Source organism: Microcoleus sp. K5-D4 (genome assembly GCF_036704575.1).
Classification (GTDB): domain Bacteria; phylum Cyanobacteriota; class Cyanobacteriia; order Cyanobacteriales; family Microcoleaceae; genus Microcoleus.
In genome coordinates, this window is record NZ_JAUBSD010000014.1 from 1 (window position 1) to 20063 (window position 20063).

17 protein-coding genes are annotated in these 20063 nt (G+C 48.3%); 6 read left to right on the forward strand and 11 right to left on the reverse strand.

Going from position 1 to position 20063, the window contains the following annotated elements; all coding sequences use genetic code 11:
* Positions 1-457: 457 nt before the first annotated feature.
* A complete protein-coding gene (locus QUA77_RS06580; RefSeq protein WP_333082147.1) occupies positions 458-904 on the forward strand; it encodes a hypothetical protein in 447 nt (148 codons plus the stop codon).
* 433 nt (positions 905-1337) lie between these two features.
* On the opposite strand, the gene QUA77_RS06585 is transcribed toward QUA77_RS06580, so the two are convergent.
* Genes QUA77_RS06585 through tyrS form a run of 3 tightly spaced genes read right to left on the reverse strand, consistent with a single transcriptional unit; the run spans position 1338 to position 3957 of the window.
* Positions 1338-1934 (reverse strand): hypothetical protein, encoded by a 597-nt coding sequence (locus tag QUA77_RS06585; RefSeq protein ID WP_333449624.1) that lies wholly within the window; start codon positions 1932-1934, stop codon positions 1338-1340.
* Positions 1935-1971: 37 nt separating this feature from the next.
* Complete coding sequence (gene pyrF, locus QUA77_RS06590) at positions 1972-2682, reverse strand: orotidine-5'-phosphate decarboxylase (protein ID WP_333449625.1); 711 nt, start codon at positions 2680-2682, stop codon at positions 1972-1974.
* 42 nt (positions 2683-2724) lie between these two features.
* Complete coding sequence (gene tyrS / locus QUA77_RS06595; protein ID WP_333039774.1) at positions 2725-3957, reverse strand: tyrosine--tRNA ligase; 1233 nt, start codon at positions 3955-3957, stop codon at positions 2725-2727.
* 310 nt (positions 3958-4267) lie between these two features.
* On the opposite strand from tyrS, the gene QUA77_RS06600 reads away from it, so the two are divergent.
* Positions 4268-6187: a transglycosylase domain-containing protein gene (locus tag QUA77_RS06600; protein WP_333449626.1), complete on the forward strand. Its 1920-nt coding sequence runs from the start codon at positions 4268-4270 to the stop codon at positions 6185-6187.
* A gap of 149 nt (positions 6188-6336) precedes the next feature.
* Here the strand turns inward: QUA77_RS06600 and QUA77_RS06605 are convergent, their stop codons facing one another.
* From QUA77_RS06605 to rimI, 4 genes are all read right to left on the reverse strand, one after another.
* The gene (locus tag QUA77_RS06605) at positions 6337-6660 is read right to left on the reverse strand and encodes a DUF1825 family protein (protein WP_006632589.1); all 324 of its coding nucleotides are present in this window, start codon (positions 6658-6660) and stop codon (positions 6337-6339) included.
* A 224-nt stretch (positions 6661-6884) separates the two neighbouring features.
* Positions 6885-7478, reverse strand: a complete 594-nt coding sequence (lepB, locus tag QUA77_RS06610) for a signal peptidase I (protein WP_333449627.1) — start codon at positions 7476-7478, stop codon at positions 6885-6887.
* A gap of 398 nt (positions 7479-7876) precedes the next feature.
* A complete protein-coding gene (locus QUA77_RS06615; RefSeq protein ID WP_006632591.1) occupies positions 7877-10354 on the reverse strand; it encodes an ATP-dependent Clp protease ATP-binding subunit in 2478 nt (825 codons plus the stop codon).
* 743 nt (positions 10355-11097) lie between these two features.
* Entirely contained in the window at positions 11098-11775 is a 678-nt protein-coding gene (gene rimI / locus QUA77_RS06620; protein ID WP_333449628.1) for a ribosomal protein S18-alanine N-acetyltransferase, read from the reverse strand.
* A gap of 185 nt (positions 11776-11960) precedes the next feature.
* On the opposite strand from rimI, the gene lysA reads away from it, so the two are divergent.
* From lysA to QUA77_RS06640, 4 genes are all read left to right on the forward strand, one after another.
* Positions 11961-13379: a diaminopimelate decarboxylase gene (lysA, locus tag QUA77_RS06625; protein WP_333449629.1), complete on the forward strand. Its 1419-nt coding sequence runs from the start codon at positions 11961-11963 to the stop codon at positions 13377-13379.
* Positions 13380-13609: 230 nt separating this feature from the next.
* Positions 13610-14503, forward strand: coding sequence for a diadenylate cyclase CdaA (gene cdaA / locus QUA77_RS06630; protein ID WP_333062910.1), 894 nt, complete (start codon positions 13610-13612; stop codon positions 14501-14503).
* A 20-nt stretch (positions 14504-14523) separates the two neighbouring features.
* Complete coding sequence (locus QUA77_RS06635; protein ID WP_015176364.1) at positions 14524-15270, forward strand: isoprenyl transferase; 747 nt, start codon at positions 14524-14526, stop codon at positions 15268-15270.
* 87 nt (positions 15271-15357) lie between these two features.
* Positions 15358-15540, forward strand: a complete 183-nt coding sequence (locus tag QUA77_RS06640; RefSeq protein ID WP_333184719.1) for a hypothetical protein — start codon at positions 15358-15360, stop codon at positions 15538-15540.
* Positions 15541-15586: 46 nt separating this feature from the next.
* On the opposite strand, the gene QUA77_RS06645 is transcribed toward QUA77_RS06640, so the two are convergent.
* The 4 genes from QUA77_RS06645 to QUA77_RS06660 form a co-directional block, all read right to left on the reverse strand.
* A complete protein-coding gene (locus QUA77_RS06645) occupies positions 15587-15859 on the reverse strand; it encodes a DUF3143 domain-containing protein (RefSeq protein WP_333039717.1) in 273 nt (90 codons plus the stop codon).
* Between the two features lie 90 nt (positions 15860-15949).
* Complete coding sequence (locus tag QUA77_RS06650) at positions 15950-16429, reverse strand: J domain-containing protein (protein ID WP_333039716.1); 480 nt, start codon at positions 16427-16429, stop codon at positions 15950-15952.
* Between the two features lie 158 nt (positions 16430-16587).
* Positions 16588-18174 (reverse strand): chloride channel protein, encoded by a 1587-nt coding sequence (locus tag QUA77_RS06655; RefSeq protein WP_333039714.1) that lies wholly within the window; start codon positions 18172-18174, stop codon positions 16588-16590.
* Positions 18175-18584: 410 nt separating this feature from the next.
* A complete protein-coding gene (locus QUA77_RS06660) occupies positions 18585-20021 on the reverse strand; it encodes a hypothetical protein (protein ID WP_333449630.1) in 1437 nt (478 codons plus the stop codon).
* Positions 20022-20063 lie beyond the last annotated feature (42 nt).

Genomic DNA, 20063 nt, shown 5'->3' on the forward strand with positions numbered 1-20063 from the left:
TCAGAACCAATTTTTCTTTGAGACATCTTCTCAAACCCCCTTGACAACTGCCATACAAGCTTAACTTGTTACCAATGGTCAGGAACAGGCAAGATGCCTGTTCCACAGTAAAATTATTTTCTGTGGGGAGTAGGGGTTGGGCGTCTCGCCCGCAAGATGGGGAGCGTGTCATTTTTGCGATGAGTATAAATACTGGTTAACCCCACCATGACTTTTTTGCCGATCATCAGTATCAATAGTCGGGACAGTTTTTATATAGCCCAATGGCTTATGCTCGCTTGATTTTGAGCCACTATGGATAATTAAATCAATGTCAGATCCACGCCTGACTTACATTGAATTCGACTTTTTTATGATCCTTGCCCCGCGTAAGCTTGTAGTCTCGTTCCAAAAACTGTCCGGAGTATTGCAGTATAATAGGGAATAATTATCATCTCTTCCCACTTGATATATAATCATGAACAACTTTATTGAAGCTATTGGTGGACTAATAGGAATCCTAGCTTTTGTGAAAGGCATTCTTGAGTTCGTAGAACTCAATAGGATAAGTAGATATGAGAAGTTTCATGAGATGAGCAAAAGATTCGATGAGAACGAGTCAATCCAGAAAGTCTGTGAGCTTTTGCATGATAGCTCTAGCAGCATATCAGTCACAAAACAGGAAAAAGAGGTATTTATCTGCTTTTTGGAAGAGATTTACTTTATGATTATGTCTGGTATAATGAAAAAGGAAATTGCACTGTACACATTTGGCTATTATGCAAGAGAAGCAATGCACAGCCAAAGATTTTGGCACGATCTTGATAGGGGAGAAGAGTATTACACAGTATTCCATAAGTTCTGTCGAATGGTCTCTATCTTTGAGCCAAGCAAACTCGGAGTCAAGGAAACTCTGAAATACTGAGCACCATGAAGATAAATTCTTAGGTCACAATGTACTTTTGACGGGTTATCCTTTGATTGAGAATTGAGTATTTCCTAATTTATAAGGTCAAACATCTTCGGAATTTCCAACTTATCTATTTCCACCTCGTGATTTATTAACAGCGGACATTATACTAGATATTATAAAAAAAGGTGTTATTAAAAAAAGAGGTAAAAGTAATGACACAGGTATAAGTCCTACAACCATTGGGACTCCAACCCAAGGGTTAGAACTAACAAAAGACATGAAGCCGCTCCAATCCAGACTGTTAATTAGACCCCAACCCACAACCAACCGCAAGATGCCTGTTCCACAATAAAATTATTTTCTGTCCGGAACAGGCAAGATGCCTGTTCCACAATAAAAATTATTTCATGTGGGGTGGGCGTCTCGCCCGCCCAAAAAATACAATTTAGTTGCGAGACAACTTATTTTTTGCATGACAATCGCGCAACCACAAACGAATAGCCTCACCAAGTTCGCTGGCACTATCTTGACTTAATAAAGTACGAATATTCGCCGCATTACCAAACCGAGAAACAATTTTTACTAATTCCCACCCCTTCTCAGTTTTAGTTAAAAACAACCAATGATATTGCTGAATTTCAACTCGTTGTCCGCCGCGATACTGCCGTTCTAATGTAGTAATAAAAACTTGACTAGCATTGTCAGGAAGTGCATCTTCAAAATTTAAAGGTAACGGTTCAAACTCCGGCCGGCCGGCTAAAATTATTTGCGGCAGCGCGTAACCGGGCGGTGTGTTTTTATTAGGAGAAAAGTGCGATCGCACAATTACGCGATTAGCATAACTCGGCAAATCTTGCAACAGGCGCTCGACCAAAGTTTCTAACTCAGCGGGACAGGGCGATCGCACTAACAAACCATACCGACTTGCATTGATACTGTTAGTATGATTTGTCACCCAATTAACTGCCAAAGTCGGAGTTGCAACCGCAGATATCAGCAGATAAACACAGATAAACGCAGATAAAATTTTATTGGCGTTCATCGGCTTTTATCTGCGGTAAAAAACAACATTTCTATTGTTACTCCAACTCTTCACAAATACGGGTAAAAGCCGCCACTGGATCGGGCGCAGCAGTAATTGGCCGCCCAATCACCAGATAATCCGCACCAGCTTTCAAAGCAGCCTTCGGAGTCATCGATCGTTTTTGATCGCCCCCATCAGCCCATTTCGGACGCACACCGGGACAAACTAACAGAAAATCATCCCCGCAACTCATTCTTAACTGTTCCACCTCTTGCGGAGAACAAACAGCACCAGCTAAACCCGTTTCCTTAGCCAACAATGCCATGTGCAAAGCAAATTCTGGCAACTCCAAAGGTATTTTCAACTCAAAAGCCAACTGTCGCGAATTCAAACTCGTTAACAGGGTAATTGCAATCAACTTAGGAGTCGGTTTATCCACAGCCGCCGCCCCTTCAGTCAAAGCCAAATGTGCCGCTTTCAAAGCATCTTTACCACAAGTAGAATGGATCGTCAATAAATCCACCTTATACTTAGCAGCAGCCCGACAAGCACCAGCCACAGTATTCGGGATATCGTGAAACTTCAAATCGAGAAAAATCCGCTTTTCCCGCTGTTTTAAAATTTCCAAAATCCCCGGCCCGGAACTCACAAACAGTTCCAAACCGACTTTCCAGAAAGATACATCAGGCAGTTTGTCCAGAAGTGCGATCGCCTCTTCTTGACTGGAAACATCCAAAGCAACAATAATTCGATTATCAGCGTTCATCAGCGTTCATCTTCAGTATTCATCTGCGGTTAAAAAAGAGATTCAAGACACCAATCGCACAAACTTATTCTTCCCAACCTGCAAAACCTTACCGCATAAATCAGCAGGTGATTCAAAAGCAATATTAACATCAGAAACTCGATCGCCCTCCAACTTCACCCCGCCGCCCTGCATCAACTTCCGCGCATCGCCGCTGCTTTTACAAAGCCCGCTAGCACTCAGAATATAAAACAACTTAGCCGGAAACTGGACATTTGCCAAAGAAAACTCGGGCACTGCATCAGCTTGTCCAGCAGCACCTTTAACCAGCGCCATTGCATCTTGTTGTGCGCGATCCGCCGCTTCCGAACCGCGATACTGGCGCACCACATCCACAGCCAAAAGTTTCTGTTTTTCTCGCGGATTTTCTGGCAATTCATCAAGTGGCAAATCTGTCAATAGTTCAAAATACTGGGCGATCGAACTATCAGCAATTTTCTCCAACTTAGAATACATCGTCAGCGGGTCTTCCGACAAACCCACATAATTGTTCAAAGACTTCGACATCTTCTGCACCCCGTCAGTCCCGATCAAAATCGGCATCAGCAAACCAAACTGCGGTTTCATCCCAAAATGCCGCTGCAAATCTCTCCCCACCGCAATATTAAACTTTTGGTCACTTCCCCCCAACTCAACATCAGCTTCCAAAGCCACCGAATCGTAACCCTGCATTAGTGGGTACAGAAACTCATGCAGATAAATCGCATTCTCCTGCTGCATCCTGTTATCAAATCCCTCTTTAGCGAGCATCTGCTGCACCGTCATCGTGCCTAGCAGTTCCAAAATCTTCGCCATGTCCAATTTTGACAACCACTCGGAGTTATAGCGAATTTCCAAACGTCCGGGCGTGTCAAAATCTAGAATCGGACGCACTTGGTCTAAATAAGTTTTGGCATTTTCCGCCACTTGTTCTGCCGTCAACTGGCTACGCATCTCCGACTTACCTGTGGGATCGCCAATTCTTGCGGTAAAATCTCCGATGACCAGTACCGCTGTGTGACCAGCATCTTGAAAAGCCCGCAGCTTGCGGAAGCAAATGCTGTGTCCCAAGTGAATGTCCGCCCCTGTGGCGTCAATTCCGAGTTTGACGCGCAAAGGTCGATCGACTTTTGCCATAAATTGGGCCAGATTTTCGTCAGGGTTGCTAGAATCAGGTCGATCAGGAAAAATCTCGCTGACGCCGCGGTAAAGCGCTGAAAGGTTAGGAGTTATCATCGGGGAGCGATCGTCCATCATATTATTTTGCCAAAGTGCAGCAGAATTAGTTACACTCACTGGTTGACGCATAAAAACATAACTATCAAGCTACTATAATCCCAAAGCTGACCGGCTTTCATTAGCTGACCCCGCCCAAAAACGGATACCAGCCCCCGACAACAGTCGTGGAGATCCCCAAATTTTAGACTCTTGTTCAAACTCCCAGATTCATCTGTGGAATCAATCTAAAATCTAAAATCTAACATCTAAAATCGACTGACAGTCTCTAGGTTTCGCATCTAAAATTAAAAGTCTTAAACCCCAAATCGAGTGAGGAAGTGAAATCCACGTGTCAACCAACGCAGTCCGCAATAACACGGAAAACTCAGCCCCCGTATTCGAGTTTGTTCAGTCAGTCAGTAAAGTGACCGCCGGAACCATACTCAGCATGACAATGCTTGCCAGTTCCGTAGTCGCTGGTGGACTGGTTGGCTTAGCGATCAGCTTCCGCAATTTGCCAGATGTTCGGATCTTGCAAACCTACTCTCCCACAGAAACTACCCACATTTACGACATCAACGGCAAGCCGCTAGCCAGCATTCACGACGAAGCCAACCGGGATGTCGTACCCCTTGACCAAATCTCCCCGAACCTGAAACGAGCTGTTCTGGCGATCGAAGATAGCAACTTCTTCACCCACAAAGGCATCAACCCCGGCGGGATAGCCCGAGCTCTCATAGTCAACCTAGAGAAAGGTAGAACCGTTGAAGGCGGCTCCACTATGACTATGCAGCTAGTCAAGAACCTGTTTCTATCTCCCCAGTCAAAATTTAGTCGCAAGGTAGCTGAAGCGGTAATGTCTATCCGCTTGGAGCAAATTCTCAACAAAGACCAAATTCTGCAACTATACCTGAATCAAATCTACTTAGGGCACAACTTGTACGGCGTAGAGACAGCCTCTCGAAGCTATTTCAACAAATCAGCAAGTAATTTGACTCTTTCGGAAGCAGCGATGCTGGCAGGCTTAATTTCTGCCCCCGAAGAATACAGTCCTTTCGTCAATTACAAGTTGGCAAAAGAGCGGCAAACCCTCGTTTTAGGCCGCATGAAGGATCTTAAATGGATTACGCCGGCCCAAGAGACTGCTGCCCGCCAGGAAAAAATTAAGCTAGGCAAAATTACCTCTTTTGGGGGATCTCAAGTTCCTTACGTAACACAAGCCGTAGTCCAGGAACTAACAAGGCGTTTCGGGCGAGATGCCGTGGTTAAGGGAGGAATGCGCGTTCAAACCACGATCGACCTCAAAATGCAGCGCATAGCCGAAGAAACCGTGAAAGCGTGGCACAATCGGCTTTACTACCAAGGGCTGTTTTACGATCGCGAGGAAGGTCAAATTGCCCTAGCCGCCGTCGATCCCCGCACCCACTTCGTCAAAGCCATGGTTGGCGGCGTCGATTACGAAAAAAGTCAGTTCAACCGCGCCATTCAAGCACGCCGCCAGCCCGGATCTTCTTTTAAGCCTTTTATCTACTACGCTGCCTTTGCTAGCGGCAAATACGGCCCGGATTCAGTTGTCTATGACTCCCCTGTCGGCTACCGCGACGGCGACGGCTACTACTACCCTCAAAACTACGGTGGCGGCTTCTCCGGTGCCGTCAGCATCCGCAGAGCTTTGGAAGTATCTCTCAACATTCCCGCCGTCAAGCTGGGCCAAGAAGTCGGATTGAATAAAGTGATTGAGATTTGCCGCGTGCTAGGCATCAGAAGTCCGATGGAACCGGTGATTTCTTTGCCCTTGGGTGCCGTTGACCTCACTCCTTTAGAAATGGCCGGAGCTTTTGCTACCTTTGCGAACAACGGCTGGCATTCTGACACCACATTTATCGTGCAAGTCACTGACAGCAGTGGCAACGTCTTGCTCGACAATACGCCAAAACCCAAATTAGTTCTTAATTCCTGGGCTGCGGCATCTGTCAATAGCGCTCTACAAGGGGTAATTAGCAGCGGAACGGCAAGGGCTGCTCAGCTTGGGCGACCGGCTGCTGGGAAAACTGGTACAACTTCCTCAGAACGGGATATCTGGTTTGTGGGTTACGTGCCGCAGTTGTCGGTGGCTGTTTGGATGGGCAACGACAATTACAGACCGATGAGCTACGGTGCTACTGGCGGTACTATTGTCGCCCCTGTTTGGCGCGATTTTATGAGCCAAGCTTTGGAGGGAGTTCCCGCAGAAAATTTCAAACCCGCTTCATCTTTTGAGCGGCCTTAATTATCAGTGAGTAGGCAGTAGGGAGTAGGCAGTAGTTGAAAATTACCCCTTAGTTGTTTTATCTTCCTTCTTCCTTCTTCCTGACATCCGTTACATCCGTTACATCCGTTACACAATCCGTTGCCGAACTTCCTTCTTCCTTCTGCTCCCTAGGATTGTTTTTCCAGCTCAGATTTCATCCGCTCCAGCGTTGAGTTCATTTGCTCAAACATCTGCTGGGGCGTGATACCAAATTGATTGAGCTGTGTTTTTAACTGCTCTACAGTCATCTGAGCCATGAAGTCCTCAGACAGCTCAAAGCGCTTCATAAAAATACGGTAGCGCTCCATCATCGATTCCATCTGAGCGATGAACATTTTCTTGCCTTCGCGATCGAATTTGCCGTAATTGCCACCTAGTTTGATGAGAGATTGATAGTCTTCAAACAACAGCTTGGCTTCTTGCTGAACAATTTCTGAATCAAAAAATCCCATAGCTTTCCTAATTTTTTAATATTCTACTAATTTTGATCTAGGCGAGAAATCCCGCTGCTTTTTCTACTATTTTATCAGTTGCCGGAGGAAGTCCCTACCCCTTAAGGCGCAACAATAAGTAGAAATTTCCGTACAGGATAAGGCATGGGAATGGGGGATTGGGCATTGGGCTTGCGATGACAACAGTCAACTGTCAACAGTCAACTGTCAACAGTCAACTGACTTTAAACTTCCCCGATGCGTTCTAGAGGCCAAAACCGCACTACAGCGCGGCCGATGATATTCTGCTTAGGTAAAAATCCCCACCTGCTGGAGTCGTTGCTGTTGTTGCGGTTGTCTCCCATCACAAAGTATTCATTTTCTGGGACGCGATAAGGCCCCCACTGGTATTTAGGGGGTTCGGCAATATATTTTTCGTCGAGGGGTTTATCGTTGAGATAAACTAAACCTTTTTTAACGGCGACGGTTTGACCCGGCAAGCCAATTACCCGCTTGATGAATGCTTGGTCTTGGGTAAAGCCTTGTTCTTGCAACTTTTCGGGCGGGGCAAATACTACGATGTCGCCAGTTTTGGGAGGTTCGAGGTAGTAAGAGATTTTTTCGACGACGACCCGATCGCCCACGTGCAAAGTGGGTACCATAGAATCTGAGGGTATGTAGCGCGGTTCGGCGACCAAGGCTCGAATCACTATTGCTAAACTCAAAGCAATAATCACTATCTGAAGATTTTCTCGCTGCGACTTCCACGCTTTCTGCCACCAGCTTTCAGGCGGATTTTCTGCTACTTGTGTACCCAAATTCTTTTTTTCAGATGTCATGAAAGTCCTCGCTATATAGTTGCCACTAATTATCTGATTAAGCTCGCTCAGCATTTAAATTGCATCTCAAGAAATAATCCAACCATGAGCGAGCTGGGCACGCGAACCCGCCCAAAATATACAATTTAAATGCTGTCCAGCTTACCATTGAAGTATGTCGCTGTTAATTACTAGACGTGAAGTGCAGGCATTCGCAAACAATCTTGAAAAGCATCTGCGTTGCATCTGCGGTTTCCCTATCAATCAAAGATTTATGCCATAACTCTCCTCTTGATATTAACTCATAAAAAAGGCAGAGAATTTAAATTCTCTACCTTTTTTATTTGAGGATTTTGAGTTGTTTGCGATTACGAGATTGGTTATTTCCAAACTTAACTCGCGATCGCACTTACTCAAACTTACTCAGCGCCTTGGGGCAGCAATTCCCGCTTTTGACCTTGCAGCACCTTAACAATTCCGTCCTCGCCCACATCCACAACAGCGGTGTCACCGTCTTTGATGCGGCCAGAAAGGATTTCCTCAGCCAAGCTGTCTTCCAGCAAGCGCATGATGGCGCGGCGCAGGGGTCGGGCTCCGTAGCTGGGGTTGTAGCCTTCTTCTACCAGCCGTTCTTTGAATTTTTCGGTCACTTCCAGGGTGATTCCCTGTTCTGTCAAACGACCGAACACTTCTTTGAGCATGATGACCGCGATTTCCTTGACTTCTTCCTTGTTCAACTGGCGGAAGACGATAATTTCGTCGAGTCGGTTGAGGAATTCGGGGCGGAAGTAGTTTTTGAGTTCTTCGTTAACCAAAGAACGAATGCGGTTGTAATTAGCATCGGCTTGGTTGTCGCTGAACTCGAAACCGAGGCCGCCGCCGCCTTTTTCAATCACCTTAGAACCGATGTTTGAGGTCATGATCAGCAGCGTGTTTTTGAAGTCCACGGTGCGACCTTTGGCATCTGTTAAGCGGCCGTCTTCCAATATTTGCAAAAGCATATTGAAGACATCGGGGTGGGCTTTTTCGATTTCGTCGAACAGCACGACGGTGTAAGGACGGCGGCGGACTGCTTCTGTGAGTTGGCCGCCTTCGTTGTAGCCGACGTAGCCCGGAGGAGAACCGATGAGTTTGGAGACGGTGTGCCGTTCCATGTACTCCGACATATCCAACCGAATCATCGCGTCTTCGGAACCGAAGAAGTAGCCGGCTAGGGCTTTGGTGAGTTCGGTTTTGCCGACGCCTGTGGGCCCGGAGAAGATGAAACTGGCGATCGGGCGATTGGGATTTTTCAAGCCGACGCGAGCGCGGCGGATGGCGCGGGAAACGGCTTTCACTGCTTCTTCCTGTCCGATCAAGCGCTGGTGCAAGGTATCTTCCATGTGCAGCAGCTTTTCGGATTCGGATTCGGTCAGTTTGTTGACCGGGACGCCCGTCCAGCTTGCCACGATTTGAGCGATATCTTCTTCGGTGACTACTGGCGATGGGTCGGTTTCGCCGGTGCGGGCCGAGTCGGTTTTTTTGGCTTGGGAAATAGCGCGAATTTCGGCTTTGATGGTCATTTCTCGATCGCGCAATTCGCCGGCTTTGTCAAAGTCTTGAGAACGCACCGCTTCGTCTTTATCTTTCAGGACTTGGCGGAGTTCTTTGTCAAGTTCTTTGGCTGCGGGGGGCAGTTGGGAGTTGATCAAGCGAACTCTAGAACCAGCTTCGTCTACCAAGTCAATTGCTTTGTCTGGGAGGAAGCGATCTGAGATGTATCGGTGAGAGAGTTTGGCTGCCGCTTCGAGGGCTGTATCCAAGATTTTCAGCTTGTGGTGCTGTTCGTAGCGTTCTCGCAGACCGAAGAGAATCTCGATCGTCTCGTCAACGGTGGGTTCGCCGACCATGACGGGCTGGAAGCGCCGCTCTAGGGCTGCATCGCGCTCGATGTGCTTGCGGTACTCGTCGAGGGTCGTAGCACCGATGCACTGGAGCTCGCCTCTAGCCAAAGCCGGCTTGAGAATGTTGGCGGCGTCGATCGCCCCTTCAGCCGCACCTGCACCGATCAAAGTGTGCACTTCGTCAATCACCAAAATCACGTTACCCGCCGTGCGGATTTCGTCCATGATTTTTTTGAGGCGTTCTTCAAATTCGCCCCGGTATTTCGTCCCGGCAACCAGCAAGCCGATGTCGAGGGTAACGACGCGCTTTTCTTCGAGGATGTCTGGGATGTCGTTGTTAGCGATGCGTTGGGCCAGGCCTTCGGCGATCGCAGTTTTACCAACTCCCGGTTCGCCAATCAGCACCGGATTATTTTTGGTGCGGCGACCCAGGATTTGAATTACCCGTTCGATTTCTTTTTGGCGTCCGACTACTGGGTCTAGTTTGCCATCGACCGCCATTTGAGTGAGGTTGGCTCCAAATTCGTCGAGAGTTGGAGTTTTGGTGCGAGCGCCGCCGCCAGTGGCTGCGACTTCTGCGGTTTCTCCCAGCATCCGAATCACTTGGGTGCGGACTTTCGACAAGTCTACTCCCAGGTTTTCTAAGACTCTGGCCGCTACTCCTTCACCTTCGCGGATCAGGCCCAGCAGCAGGTGTTCAGTGCCGATGTAGTTGTGTCCGAGTTGGCGAGCTTCTTCTAGGGATAGTTCTAGAACCCGCTTGGCGCGGGGGGTGAACGGAATTTCGACTGCTACGAAGCCGGAACCGCGCCCGATGATTTTTTCCACTTCAATGCGCGCGTCTTTCAGGTTGACGCCCATTGATTTGAGGACTTTTGCTGCAACCCCGGTTCCTTCACCGATCAGACCCAGGAGGATCTGTTCTGTCCCTACGAAGTTGTGACCCAGGCGGCGAGCTTCTTCCTGGGCCAACATGATTACTTTTATTGCTTTTTCTGTGAAGCGTTCAAACATGATTTATTCCCATCACCTGCTGCTATGTGCCCGTTTCGAGGTCACGCTCGCACAACGAGCGTTTGTGTTCGAGTGTTAACTCGTACTGCTTATTCTAGCGCGACACTCCCAACCTATCTGCCGCACTCGGCTGCGGTTGCAGATTCCAGGCTCATGTTGCAGGGTGGCTTTCAACTGGGAAGACCCAAATGGTGGCTGACCTACAACCTCCCCTAGACTGCAAGAAGATTGCTCTTCTCGGCCCGTGCCCAACCTACGACTGCGTATTGATGGATTCTAGCATAATCTTTTTGGCTGTCATGCAGGCGCAAAATGGATATTTCTCCAAGTGACAGGCCAGGTTTTGTACAAAACTTATTAGTTAGATTCACGATCGATCCCCTAAACTCACCCTTAAGCTGTTGTCCATCTCAAGAATCTGTTGGTTTGGGAGGGCGAGAGCGAGCTGGGCTTTCTTTATCTAAAATTTTGCCCCCGATTCGTTGAAGATTTGGGTATTGTTCCTGTTGTTCAGTTGTGCGATCGCTCCTGATCAATTAGTGAGTCTTACTACAGTCCGAGGGGTTTGGCTCAGACTATACTCAGCACGGTTCAAACGAGCGCGAAGCAAAGCGGTAAGTATGATCATGCAGGCAGAGGTTTCTTCCCATGCTGAAGTTGATTGCCTATGAGGATTTTGAACTAAATTTATATTGAGTAACCCATTATTGGTCAATGCAAGTTAAAGACTCAATAAATTACATTTAAAACTCAAAACTATCGATCGCCAAATGCCAGCTTTTCTGATGCAGCCGAGCGCAAATTTGCACTTTCTCAACCGCCAAATATTGCTTAAATTCTGGTTTTTCTATGCCGCTGCGCCACATTACCAGAGCATCTTCTCCGGTATCTTCGTAGTATCGTTTCCGCCGTCCGGCCTCTTTAAATCCAAATTTTTGGTAAAGAGAAACTGCTGCTAAATTAGATTCCCGTACTTCTAAGGTTGCCCGTTCTAATTGTCTATAGTGAGCCTTTTTTAGTAAATCCCAAAGCAGAGCTTGTCCTAAACCCTGACCTTGAAAGCTAGGATGAATTGCCAAAATTGTAATATGAGCTTCTTCTAAAATTGCCCACAGGCAACCCAAACCGATCAGGGTTGGGGTAAGTTTTGAGTTGGGAGTTGGTGGCGAGGAATTCTCAATACTGAGCGATTTTGAGTTGAGAATGCTGTTCGGCTCGATCGACTCGAGTTCGCTGTCGAATCCTTCTGACGCGCCGACCTCGGTTTCCGATGCCCACAAACCCAGTAAATCGCTGTTAGGACTGCCTAACTCGCGCCCATAGCCTTCTAAAGTCCACAGTCCGCCAAAACAGAGGCGATCGAGTTCGACTGCACTTTTGAGGTGTTCGGCGGTGAGATGTTTAATTTGTAGAAAACGCACGGCTGTAAATTGTACACTGGAAAACACAGTAGCGATTAGCTGTTTGTTGCTAGTTTTGAGTCATAACTCACAAGTCTCCAGACATTAGTCTACTGCCAACGACCAATGACTGCTGATTAATGACTGCCGACTGCTGACTGCTGATTAATGACTGCTGACTAATAACCTAGGATAGTTATTGCGCGATGGTATCAACTCAATCTTTCGGGGTCGAATCGGGACTTAAGTATCTGTCTGAGTCGAAGCCGACCCTGCAGAATCGATCGCCCAATCAAGAACTGTTACCGCTGACAGCCAGTGTTAACAGCAGCGATCGGTTGGAAATCGGAGGCTGCGAGGTGACAGCTTTGGTGGAGCAATTTGGCTCGCCGTTGTATATTTTAGACGAAGAAACGCTGCGCGCGGCTTGCACCCAGTACCGGGATGCTTTTAAGCGTTACTATCCGGGCGAATCTCAAGTGCTCTATGCTTCTAAAGCTTGGAGTTGTTTGGCAGTTTGCGCGATCGCAGCTTCCGAAGGCTTAGGCATAGATGTCGTATCCGCCGGAGAAATCCACACTGCACTGCAAGCCGGCGTCAACCCCGACAAAATCTACTTCCACGGTAACAACAAGTCTCGCGAGGAACTACAGCTAGCTGTCGAAAACGGCTGCATTACCGTTGCCGACAATTGGCGGGATTTAGAGACTTTAGCAGAGTTGGGAAAATTGGGTGTCAGCAGCCTCACAGGTGGACCGACACGAGTTATGGTGCGGTTTACTCCTGGAATTGAGTGTCACACCCACGAGTACATTCAGACGGGTCAAATCGACAGTAAATTTGGCTTCGATCCCAACTCGCTCGATCGAGTATTTACCTTCATCAGCCAACAGCCGTCGTTATTTTGCGTCGGAGTGCACGCTCACATCGGCTCTCAGATTTTTGAACTGCAACCCCATGACGATTTAGCTGAAGTCATAATTCAGGCCTTGACTAAAGCACAAAGTTATGGTTTGCCAGCAACAGAAATTAATATTGGCGGTGGGTTGGGCATTCGCTATACTGAAGCGGACGATCCTCCTAGCATTGAAGATTGGGCTCGTACAATTTGCTCCGCAGTTGTAGCAGCTTGCGAGCGGCAGCAATTGCCCTTGCCTAAATTGCTTTGCGAACCGGGTCGATCGCTCGTCGGTACAGCTTGCGTTACAGCTTACACCGTTGGCTCTAAAAAAGTCATTCCGGAAATGCGGACGTATATAGCTGTCGATGGCGGGATGTCGGACAATCCGCGTCCTATTACCTATCAATCAGTTTATCGAATCCTCGCAGCCGGCAAAATGTCTGCTCCCTTAACGGAAACAGTGACAATTGCTGGGAAACACTGCGAATCAGGCGATGTTCTGATTAAAGATGCCAAATTGCCAGAGTGTCAGGCAGGAGATGTCCTCGCCGTTCCGGCTACAGGGGCATACAATTACAGCATGGCTTCTAACTACAACCGAGTGCCCCGACCGGCAGCGGTTTTAGTTAGAAATGGGGAAGTTAACACGATTATACAGCGGGAAACTTACCAGGATTTGCTGAGGCTTGACCGCCTTCCTGAACGACTCGGAGCTCAAAAGTAAAAACTTAGAAGTTAAAAGTTAAAAGTTAAAAGAAAGACAATCCATGTTTACTTAGTGATGATTGCCTTTTCACTTTTAACTTTTGCCTTGTTCAGTCACGCGATTGGATTGACACTCCCCGGTCTAAAAACACGGGGATTTTCAGCATATTCCTTATAACAACTGTTCATGGTTCATGGGTTCGAGTGCATCACGGTTCGCGGTTCACAGGCGGTAGCGTTCGATGAACCATGAACAATCAACAATCTGGCTTTGACTTGGCCCTGGTTCAGTCCTTATTGATTCAAGGGATCGATATTGGACTGGTTTTTGCCCTTGCGTATTTGGTGCTCGTCATTGTTGGCGAGCGCAGAACGCTGTGGATGGTACGGGGATTTATTATTTTGATGCTGGCGGCGGCGGTGAGCAACTGGGCTGGATTGAGGCTGTTGCACGTTGCCCTCAACAGCTTGGTGACGGGTTCTGCTGTGGCAATGGCGGTAATATTGCAGTCGGAGTTTCGCCGATTTCTGGAACAATTGGGTCGGGGGGAATTTCGGCAATTGTTTGGACGCGATCGCCGACAAAAACCCGAACCGGACAGCGTAATAGATGAAATTGTGGACGCAGTAAAAGAACTTTCGCAAAACCGCACGGGCGCTTTACTAATTATAGAAACAGATTCTCCGATCGACGATCGAGATTTTTCGGTGCCGGGACTAAAGCTAAATGCTGAAGTTTCTAAAGAATTGTTGCAGACAATCTTTCAGCCGCAAACTTTGCTGCATGACGGAGCTGTTTTGATTCGAGGTTCGCGGATCGTGTCGGCGGGGGTAATTTTGCCTTTGTCCGATCGCACTGCGTCGCGGCAGTTGGGAACCCGCCACCGGGCGGCAATGGGGATTACGGAACGGGTGCAAGCTTGCGTGTGCGTGGTGGTGTCCGAGGAAACGGGTTCTATTTCTTTAGCCCAGATGGGAAGTTTAAATCGACCTTTGACTAGCAACAAACTTAAGGAATTGCTGGAAGCAAAGCTGTTTCCGTCCGAGGGAGAAAGAGCTGTGCCTCCAATTCCGATCGGCAATCTCGGACGCCAGATAGGATTGAAGGGAGTGACGCTATTAAAACGGATACTGCGCCGTTAGTCGGGTAATCGGGAGAAACCATGAGTCAAGGAATTTGCTTGGAAAAGTTGCCGGAGGATCTGCAACAAGAACTACTGCCTAAGCACATAGCAGTGATTATGGATGGGAACGGGCGCTGGGCTAAGAAGAAGGGGTTGCCGCGGATTGCGGGACACCGCCGAGGAGCTAGCACTCTGAAGGAACTGCTGCGCTGCTGCAAAGATTGGGGGATTCCAGCTTTAACTGCCTATGCTTTTTCGACGGAGAATTGGGGGCGGCCGGCTGGAGAGGTGGATTTTTTAATGAGTTTGTTTGAGGGTAAGCTGCGGCAAGAATTGCGGGAGATGGTGGACGAGGACGTGCAAATTCAATTTATGGGGAATTTGCAGGCTTTGCCGAAGTCTTTGCAGGCGGAAATCGAGCGTTCTGTGACGGCCACTCAGCACAATCAGGGGATTTTGTTTACGGTGGCGACGAATTACGGGGGGCGTCAGGAGATTGTACAAGCTTGTCGGGCGATCGCCACTCAGGTGAAAGAGGGCAAGTTGCAGCCGGAGGAGATTGATGAGGTTTTATTTAAACGCTATTTGTATACTGCTGATGTTTGTGACCCGGATTTGCTGATCCGGACGAGTGGGGAAATGCGGTTGAGCAATTTTCTACTATGGCAAATGGCTTATTCGGAAATTTACATTACTGAGACGCTGTGGCCGGATTTTGATCGATCGGAGTTTCACCGCGCTTTGTCTGATTATCAGAAGCGCAGTCGCCGATTTGGCAAAGTCTAACGATTTTGGATTTTGGATTTTAGATTTTAGATTTTTTGGTGGATTTTTCAGTTTCTAAGTAGGTGTCGATTGTGACCGAGTATCTCCATGAAAGTAAAAAACGTTTTTACGCCACGTGCGATCGTCCTGCACAGCACAATACAGCGAGCGGGACGATCGCAATCTCATGTAAATGCTTGCACGGTTGATGCTTCTTACCTGGATTCCCCATCTAAAATCTCATACCAATTTCACTCATCTCCTGCTCAACATAACGATTTTAGATTTTAGATTGGAGGACAAATCTAAAATCTAAAATCTAAAATCTAAAATCTAATTAGGGGCCGGAGAAAACGGCCGCTTCAATGTCCTGACGTGAGAGGGAGTATTTGAATGCTCGCTGAATGTCTTGGCCGTCGGCTCCAGCATCGATGTAGCGGACGGTGAGTTGGTCGATATCGAGGGAGAGTTCTGCTTTCCATGTAAGTTGCTCGATCTGCCAGCAGTGGAGTTCTCGCCGATCTTGCTGGCAGCCGCGGCTTTTTAGCCACTGCTCGATTTCCGGGAGTGGATGGTTGTACAAAGGAGTGTCAGCGGAAGGAAGAGTCATACGATTTTAGATTTTAGATTTTAGATTTTAGATTGGGGATTTCGGATTGAGGATTTCCGATTTTAGATTGGAGATTTGGGATTTGAGGCTTTAATTGCCACGAATTAAGCCGATCGCGATCGCCAGTAACAAACATCCGATTAAGCTAGCTCCCATGATAAACAGGGCGAACATTTCTCCGGGGGAAAGAGGTCGATCCGTGGGGTCTAGGTAAGCGGAGTTGGAAGTTTTTTTGCCCGATCCCGAAACCGGAGTATTGAAACTGGGCGGCGGCTGAATCACGTTCACGCGAGAATAGCCTATTTTGAGGTCGTAGGCGAGGCGACGTTCTGGGTTGCTGAGGGTGGCGTAGGCGTTGTTGAGCTGCTGAAATTTGGCGGTGGCGACTGCAGGTGGCAGCTCGGTGGTATCGGGATGGTAGAGTTTGCTCAGTTCCCGGTACGATCGCCGAATTTCGATCGGCGATGCGGAAGGATGCAGCCCTAACAAGCTGTAATGAGTGGAGCCCAAGGGGGTTTTTCCGGGTATTTTTTGACTTTTGTTTTTTGCAGTTGCCTCGTTTCCTGCCACCGAAGCCCCTCTCTGCCTATTGTTAATAATATTTGGTTATTTTAGCTGAAATCTGAAGGAAGAGGAATTAACTGCAGAGGACGCAGAGAACGCAGAGGGAGGAGGGAAGAATTCTAAATTCTCCCGTTCTTCGTCTGTTTCTGCTGTCACGCGGTTTTTTATTCTTTATTGGGGTTGACTTTTTCTGAGGATTGTGAGTTGGCTAGGGCTAGGACTGGGGCGTCGGTGGGTGCTGGTCGATCGATACTGTGTTCGCCCTCAATGGGAATTTGGCAAGAAATCAGTTCTGTGACGATGCGATCGCCCAGAACATCTTCCCAATCCTGCAACTGTTCTCTGGCTTTGATCGGTGTATTGAGAGCCACGTCTACGCCCATTTGCTGAAGGTTGAGGCTGTGGGCTGTCGATCGGCGGTTGACCCACTCTACCAGCCAAACGCTCAATCCGACTGCTGCCATCAAAGGCAAGACAATTCGATAATCGCGGGTTAATTCAAACATCAACAGGATGGCTGTCAGCGGTGCTCTGGCGCTGCCGGCGAGGACGGCGGCCATTCCCACCATTGCGTAGGCGGCAGGACCGGCGACTCGATCGCTCATTGCCGGCAGCATTTCCAAAAAGAGGCCGTAAGCCGAACCCAGGGAAGCTCCCAAAAACATCGCCGGAGCGAAGATGCCGCCCACTAAACCGCTGCCGAGGCTGATTGCGGTCATCGCCAGTTTGACAAACAGCAGCAGCAGCAGCAAAGGCAAGGAAAATTTAACATCTTGAAGCATTGCTTGGACTGTTTCGTAGCCGACACCCAAAATTTGAGGCAATTGCAGGGCGACTAAGCCGACTCCGGCCCCGCCGATGATCGGGTGAAGCGGTCGGGGCAGTCGTCCGAGCCAAGCAAATCCTCGGACTTTTCCTTGAAAACAGCGATCGGCCAATTGAATTGCTTCTGTGTAGGCTAGAGACACTCCGCTAGCTAAAAGTCCCAATCCCATGTACAGAGGCAATTCTAGGGGGCTGCGGACATCGTAGACTGGCAAAGAAAAGGCAGGCTGAGCTCCCAAGCAGATTTGAGCGATGAGCGCGGAAACTACGGCGGAGAGCAAGACTACGCTGACTGACGAAGTAGCGAAGGTGCTGCCGAGCACGACTTCTAAAGCAAAGAAGACTCCGGCGATGGGAGAGTTGAACCCGGCAGATAAACCTGCTGCTGCTCCAGCGCCGAGGAGCAAGCGCTGCCGTTCTGGGGATAGCTGTAAAACTTGAGCCAGCAGCATTCCGAAGTTGGCGCCGATTTCGACGCTGGGGGCTTCCGGGCCAAGGGAGGCGCCGGTGCCGAGGGAAACTGAGGCTGCCACCATTTTGGTGATGGGTTTGAGGGGGGAGAGTTCTTGCAGGCCGCGGGTGGCGGCAATTAAGGAAGACATATTCGGGCCAAAGTCGCGAAATCGCCACCGCATCAGCCCGATGATGACTCCGCCGAGGGTGGGAATGCAGGCTAGCGTCCAAGAGCCTTTCGACGCGATCGCCCCCATGAAGTCTTCCAGCATCAAGCTGTGGATGAAGTGGATTAGGTAGTGAAAGGTGACGACGCCTGCACCCGTAACTCCCCCGATGACTAGGGAGAGGATGAGCAGGAGGGTTTCAGGGCTCGGGTGCAGGCGGTTGAATAGCGGACTTAGTCGGGAGGCTTGGGGAGTTGCTGCGGTTGGCCCGGGTGGCGGCAGATCCACAGGAGGGATGGCTCTCATTTAGCGGTTAATTCTTCGGTGAGAAGTTATATAATATTACAATTTATTTCTTATTTTCATTTTGAGTGATTTTAGGGGAATTGACAACTTAATTAAGGCGTAATTTAGGGTAAATTTTTGGGGCTGGCTGCTGGGGTGGAATGACTGATTCTGAGGAGCGGCGGATTTGGCGTGATTGTATGCTCAGTTACATTCAAACTTAGATATACTCTGGCGATAATGCTAACTAACTATATTTACCGTGGAGGTGGTTAGGCCGATCGGATCAGTGAACTCGCAATATCATATAAATCAGTAAAAAACAACTTTCAAATTAAAGAATTGGCGATTGGAGATTTTACCTTACAACCACAAATCTAGAACCACAAATCTCAAATCTCCAATTTTAAATCCCTTACTCGCGCATACTATCACATCGGTTGTTGACTGGGCGGGATTCTTGGTCGGGGTTTGGCGATCGACATTAGCGGATCGCCGATGGTGGCGACTTTCCAGGGAGGGGATTCTAGCTGGCGTGCTGCGATTAAAAAGGGTGCTCCTCGCTTCAGGCGATCGACCATTAATTTAGGTGGGATAAATGCCGATAAAAAAGGTTCGTTCACGCTGCCAATATATGCGTAAGCACCATTTTCTAGCCACCTCCCGGCCACGGTGTTTTTGTCATCTGGCGCTGCTGCTGACCAACTGTGGATCATGTGGATTGCTGCGGGAAATTGAAGTTTTGGTAGGTCTTCAACTGAAGCGTCGCCGTTGCCGACTTGGAATGATTTTGGATAGCCTTTGGAATTCATTAATATTAAGTCAAATGTCCACGGTTTTGAGGCTAAACTCCGCCACTTTTCCAGGCTCGATTCTGGTTTCTGCACTAATTCAACATTCAAACCTATGGTTTTTAGTCCGCTAGCTGCTTCCTCCATTTCATATTTTCCCCAATTTCCTTCCTTGGGGTAACTGTCATAAAGCATGGCTGTTTGGCTGTCTAGAAATATGGCACACATGGCTTGATAGATCGATCGTACCTCGGAACCGTAAATCCAGCCTGCAGCCGCCCAGCGTTCGCCGTTGGGGTGTCGTCCCAAACCGTCGGTAACGGCTAGTTGTTCGTCTGGTTTTTCAGGAGATTGATATTTGACTGCTAGTTGGCGTACAATAGTGATTGTGTCGATCGGGTCTGCGAGTTGAGAGTAAAAATATCCGGTTGATTCGACGGCTTTTGTCACTGCTAGTTGCAGAGTTTTCCACTGTGTGTTATTGAGGGTATCGTTGGGTTTTCCGAAGTTGCCTTCTAGAAAGACTAAAGGTTGACCGTGAGCGGCTGCTAAGGCAACTGCTGCAGAACGTGCCGGGTCGTTTTCTGATGTGATTACTACTCCTGGGGGTTCCCAGCCGAGTTTAGTCCATTTGGCCTTTAAGGTTTGAGTATCGGTGGCATTCCAGGCTGCTGCTGCTGCGTTCAGCATTAATTGCTGGAGTTTTTGATTTTTTGGCAGTTGCTGTTTGATGCTTGGCAAACGGACTATTTCTTCGGGTTGAAAGCGCTGCAAAAAGAGGGGCGCATATTTTTTGTCTTCGATGAGAATAGGCCAGTTTCCTTTGAGATTCCATTTTTGGATTGCTGCTAAGAATGTGGCTTCGTCTGGTACTAAAACAACGCGGTTGACTGTTGGTATGTTGTCGCGGACAATGGCTGCTCGGAGGCCTGTTTGAATTGGCCAGGGTTCTTGTTTGGCTGAGGCGGGAAGCTGAAAGGGTTTTGTGAGAAAGCTGCACGCCGTTAATTGTTGTGATAAGCATAAAAATAGTGTTAATGCTAGCAGTTTAAGTTGTAGGTTTTTGTTATAATTCATTTTTTTAACCGCAGATTGAAGCAGATTAACGCAGATGCAGAG